We start from the raw sequence: 2047 nt of genomic DNA on the forward strand, positions 1-2047 counted from the left end.
GATCAGGATCTTGAAAGGCGAGCCCTTGCCCATGCCGACGAAGCTGCAGAAGGTCAGCAGGTAGACCGCAAAGAACTCCGGCGCGCCGAATTTCAAGGCGAACCTGGCCACCAGCGGAGCCAGGAAGGTGATCATCAGCACCGCCACGAAGGCGCCGACAAAGCTCGACGTGAAGGCCGCCGTCAGCTCCTGGCCTTCCTTGCCCTTCTGCGACAGGGGATAGCCGTCGAAGGTGGTCGAGACCGACCACGGCTCGCCGGGAATATTGAAGAGGATCGAGGTGATGGCGCCACCGAAGAGCGCGCCCCAGTAGATGCACGACAGCATCACGATGGCCGAAGTCGGCGACATCGTGAAGGTCAACGGCAGCAGGATCGCCACACCGTTGGCGCCGCCCAGACCAGGCAGCACGCCGATCAGCACCCCGAGGATGATGCCCACGAACATCAGCCCGATGTTCAGCGGCGTCAGCACCACGGCGAAGCCCTGCATCAGGGAATTGATCTCTTCCATTGCGCGCTCCGGAGCTGTGGCGTGGGATTCAGTAACCGAGGAAGCGCAAGGGCTCGAGCGTGCCTTTGTACAGCGGCACCTTGAACCAGACCTCGAACATCATGAAGAACAGCGCGACGACGGAAACCGCCACCACCACGCTCTTGAGCGGCGAGTACTTGCCCAGAATGATCATGAAGAGGGCGATGTAGATGGCCGAGGCGACATACAGCCCGGCGAACCAGATTCCCAGCACGTACACCGCGGCCGGCAGCAGCACCGACAACACCCGGCCCAGTTGCACCCGGTCGACGAAGGTTCCTTCATCGCGCGAACTCGCGCGAAGCGAATGCACGATGATGCCGAGCGCCGAAATGCAGACGATCGCGCCGATATAGAAGGGGAAGTAGCCCGCACCGGGTCCATCACTGGTCCAGCCCGCGCCCAGGCGGCGCGCCTCCACCACGACGACCGCGCCAATCACGAAAAGGATCGCGGCGACCACCGCATCCATGGTGCAGTTCTTCACCACCGCGGGGCTGTCGGCTGCGGACAAATCATGGTCTGACATGGTGCGGGTTCCTTCGGAGCGGCCGGGCCGCTGCGCATCGATCAGCCCGCGTTGCGCGTGATGGCGCGACACGGGCCGGCAGCAAAAACGGGCGGTCTCGCGTCAGACCCTGGGCGTGACGCGAGCCGGCCCCTCGATCACGGTTTGGCGATGAAGCCGGCTTCCGTCATCAGCTGCTTGTGCAGGATGTCGGCGCTGGTCAGCCACTTGACGTATTCCGTGCCGCTCAGCGCCGTCGTGTTGAAGGCGCCTTTCTCCATGAATTCTTTCCAGTCCGGCGTCGCGCGGACCTTGTTCAACAGCGCCACGTAATACGCGGTCTGGTCGGCCGTCACGCCAGGAGCCATGAACAGGCCGCGCAACATCACGGAGTCGGTTGGGACGCCGGCTTCCTTGCAGGTGGGGATGTCACCCCAGGACTGCGTGTCGGTGACCTTTTCCTTGTAAGGCATGCGGGTGTCGTCGAACACGCACAGGGGGCGCAGCTTGCCGGCGCGCCACTGGGCCACGGCCTCGATCGGATTGTTGACCGTGGCGTCGATGTGCCCGCCGACGAGTTGCACCGCCACCTCGCCGCCACCTTTGTACGGCACGTAGATGAACTTGGTGCCGGTGGCCTTCTCGAGGCCGACTGTCAGGATCTGGTCTTCCTGCTTCGAACCCGTGCCGCCCATCTTCATCTTGCTCGGCCCCGCAGCCTTGACGGCAGCGATGAATTCGGCCGCGGTCTTGTACGGCTTGTCGGCGTTGACCCACAGCACGAACTGGTCGAGCGCCATCATCGACACGGGCGTCATGTCCTTCCAGTTGAAGGGCACGCCGGTGGCCAGCGGTGTGGTGAACAGATTCGACAGCGTGATGATGATCTTGTGCGGGTCGCCCTTGGCCTCCTTGACGGCCAGAAAGCCCTCGGCGCCTGCGCCGCCCGACTTGTTGACGACCACCAGCGATTCCTTCATCAGCTTGTGCTTGACGATGATGCCC

3 protein-coding genes are annotated in these 2047 nt (G+C 63.5%); all 3 read right to left on the reverse strand.

Annotated features, from left to right (window positions below; translation table 11 throughout):
* Positions 1-513, reverse strand: a 513-nt coding sequence (locus AC30N0_RS08240; protein ID WP_489517442.1) for a tripartite tricarboxylate transporter permease, incomplete at its 3' end; no start/stop codon positions are given.
* 28 nt (positions 514-541) lie between these two features.
* The gene (locus AC30N0_RS08245; protein WP_489517444.1) at positions 542-1063 is read right to left on the reverse strand and encodes a tripartite tricarboxylate transporter TctB family protein; all 522 of its coding nucleotides are present in this window, start codon (positions 1061-1063) and stop codon (positions 542-544) included.
* A gap of 137 nt (positions 1064-1200) precedes the next feature.
* The coding region (locus AC30N0_RS08250; protein WP_489517443.1) for a Bug family tripartite tricarboxylate transporter substrate binding protein at positions 1201-2047 on the reverse strand (847 nt) is incomplete at its 5' end.

It is taken from the genome of Rhizobacter sp., from assembly GCF_031412495.1.
Classification (GTDB): domain Bacteria; phylum Pseudomonadota; class Gammaproteobacteria; order Burkholderiales; family Burkholderiaceae_C; genus Schlegelella_A.